Here is a 418-nt window from a genome sequence, read left to right on the forward strand (position 1 = left end):
TTGGGAAACGGCTGCGTGATCAGTCAGGCCGCCGCCTCGATGCTTTGCCAGCAAGTCGATGGGATGTCGCTGGAGAAGGCACGTTTGTTGGCCCCAAAGGACATGCTTGATCTGCTTGGTTGCCCAATCTCTCCGCTTCGACAGCAGTGCGCATTGCTTGGATTGGAAGCTCTCCGGGCGTTGCTACGTCAGGAAAGCGATTGACCGCCATCCCCTCCAACTTCTTTTAACACCACTCGCGGGCAATGTCTCCGCTGAATCTTTCGTTATCCGAGTTCGCCATCATCAAGGCTATCGACCCATGTCCTCCAAGAAATCTCGAAACCGCAACCGCTCGATCGTTTCCAAAGCGTCCGATGGCAAATTGCGTGTTCATCGAACTTCCGAATCGCAACGCGATACGCGACGTTCCCGTCGC

Annotated in this window: 1 protein-coding gene; it reads left to right on the plus strand. The window is 55.3% G+C overall.

Annotation, left to right across the window (positions count from 1 at the left end; translation table 11 throughout):
- On the plus strand, window positions 1-204 hold a 204-nt coding region (locus FYK55_RS28830; RefSeq protein ID WP_161604837.1), incomplete at its 5' end, for an iron-sulfur cluster assembly scaffold protein.
- Window positions 205-418 lie beyond the last annotated feature (214 nt).

The sequence above is a fragment of the Roseiconus nitratireducens genome, assembly GCF_008629675.1.
Classification (GTDB): Bacteria; Planctomycetota; Planctomycetia; order Pirellulales; family Pirellulaceae; genus Stieleria; species Stieleria nitratireducens.